This is a genomic window from Pseudomonas sp. GW821-FHT09A09 (assembly GCF_059418405.1).
Map to the genome: position 1 here is coordinate 1 of NZ_JBWKPU010000021.1, position 2,338 is coordinate 2,338.

Genomic DNA, 2,338 nt, shown 5'->3' on the forward strand with positions numbered 1-2,338 from the left:
GGCACCGAGTGTTGGGGCGAAGGCCTTTTGCTTACTTTTGGGCCTTTCCAAAAGTGAGCCGCTGTAAGAGCGGAACCATAAGTAGCCGTTACCTAAATAACGGATATGTACTCAATCAAAAACAGCGCGCCCGCATAAAATCCCCCCACCGTCGCACCAGGTAGTTGTGCTCATCCATCACCGAATTCCACACCGCAATATGCCCCATGCGCTGCTCATAAGAACCCCCATCACGCACGTCGCCAATGTCGATCAACGGCAATCCATCGCTACCCAACAACTCCTCCCGCGCAGGCAATCCGGCATACCAGTAATCCCACTCGGCACTGCTGAGGTGGTCACGACTGCGCGCCGGGTTACCGATGTAATACCCCTGGCGCGCCATCACCGCACCCGGCCAACCCGACAGCCACCAATTGAGGTAGGCATACGCCGCATCCAACACCGCCCCCTGCGCATGGCGTGACAACGACAACCCGCCGAACCACGCGCGATAACCTTCACGCGGCACCGCCAAGCGATACTTCACCCCCGCGCGATGCAGGCGCATCAGAGTCGGCGACCACAGGCTCTGAATATCGATGGTCGGGCTGAGCATCAATTGCGCCGCCTCTTCGTCATCCGACCAGAACGCCGCAAAGTGCCCTTCCCTCTGCTTGCGCACCAGTATGTCGGCGAGCACGTCGATCTCTTCGATGCTCATGTTGCCGATGTCCTTGAACTGCGCCAGCCCCGCACCCTGCACCGCCAACGCGGCGTCCAGGGCACCGATGGCCGCGTCGCTTTGCAATGCGGTACGCGCGCTCCAGGCCGGGTCCAGTAACCACCCCCAACTTTCGTTGCCATGGCAAAAACCCTCGGGCAAGCGCTCGGGGCGGTAGGCGAAACTGTCGGCGTTGTGGGTCAGGGGCAGCATGCTGATGCGCTCGGTCACGGTACTGCCGAGGCTGCCGTCGTGCTGCACGAACAGGCGCTCGCTCGGCACGCTGCCACTGCCCAGGCGATCATCGGCCGACAGCCGCCCGCGCTTGGGCAGGTCGTTGATCTCATGCCACAGCGCGATACGCCGCGTGTCGATCGGCTGGATCGCCCGCGCCGGCCACACGAAGTCGACGTTGTGAAACCACTGATCGTAAAGGTCGTAGCTGTCGGGTTGCATCACCGCGATACGCTGGGCCTGTTCCACATCGTGCACCTGATACACCAGGCGAATGCCCAGGTCTTGTTCGGCCCGCACGCGCAGGCATTCGAGCAGGGTCACCGAGGTGCCGAGGACGCGTAAGGTGATCATGCTGCAAACCGCCGCGAGAACACGTCGAAGGAGCGGCGCAACAGCGCCGGGTCCAGGCCGCGCAGGATAAACACCAGGCGCGACTGGCGGTCGCTGCCCGGCCACGCGGGCAGGTGGACCGGGGCATGCAGGCAGTGCTGCACGCCATGAATGACGATGGGGGCCGAGCTTGCGTTCACGTTGAGCAGTCCTTTGACGCGAAGGATTCGTTCGCCATGGCATCTTAACAGCATCGACAGCCACACCCCGAAGCCGACCCAGTCCAGTGGCTGATCGAAGGTCAGACAGCACACTTGCGCTGCGCCGTGGGTGGCAGTGGTGGGTTGATGCAGTTGCCAGCGGCCAACCTCGACGGCCGGCTCGGCGCCTCGCAAGCCTTCGCCGAGCAGCAGTTGATCGCCGCTGTGGATAGCGTGGGTATCGAGGATCGGCGTACCCGCGTTGAGTGCCTGCAGATGCGCACGCAACGGGGCGCAGTCGCCGGCCACATCAGTCTTGCTCAGCAACAGGCGATCGGCGGCGGCGACCTGGGCCAGCCACTCCGGGTGCAGGCGCTCTTGCAAGGTGGCGTGGCTGGCGTCGACCAGTGTGATCACCAGGCCGATGTGGAACCGCCCGCGCAACTGCACATCGTTGTTCAAGGTGGCAAGGATCGGCGCCGGGTCGGCCAGGCCGGTGGTCTCCAGGATCACCCGCTTGAACGCCGGGATTTCACCGCGCTCACGGCGCTGCAACAGGCCGAGCAGTGCGTCTTTCAACTCGCCACGGATCGAACAGCACACGCAGCCGCTGGGCAGCAGCACAGTGTCCGGCGCCACCTCCTCCACCAGCAGGTGATCGATGCCGACGTCGCCGAATTCGTTGATCAGCAGCGCGGTGTCGCCCAGGCTCTCGCCTTGCAGCAGGCGCTTGAGCAAGGTGGTCTTGCCGCTGCCGAGGAAACCGGTGATTACATTCAAAGCAATGCTCATATTCCAACCTCATGACGCGTCCCCTTGTAGGAGCCCGGGGTGGGGGGGGGGGGGGGGGGGGGGGGGGGGGGGGGGG

The 2,338-nt window shown here is 63.9% G+C and carries 2 protein-coding genes; both read right to left on the reverse strand.

The genetic code is table 11. The annotated features are described in order from the left end of the window. Window positions 1-115: 115 nt before the first annotated feature. Window positions 116-1,291, reverse strand: a complete 1,176-nt coding sequence (locus AC07OV_RS18520) for an ABC transporter substrate-binding protein (RefSeq protein ID WP_176994913.1) — start codon at window positions 1,289-1,291, stop codon at window positions 116-118. Beyond that, entirely contained in the window at window positions 1,288-2,262 is a 975-nt protein-coding gene (locus AC07OV_RS18525) for a CobW family GTP-binding protein (RefSeq protein WP_494997285.1), read from the reverse strand. The genes AC07OV_RS18520 and AC07OV_RS18525 overlap by 4 nt, the downstream gene beginning before the upstream one ends. Window positions 2,263-2,338: the final 76 nt, after the last annotated feature.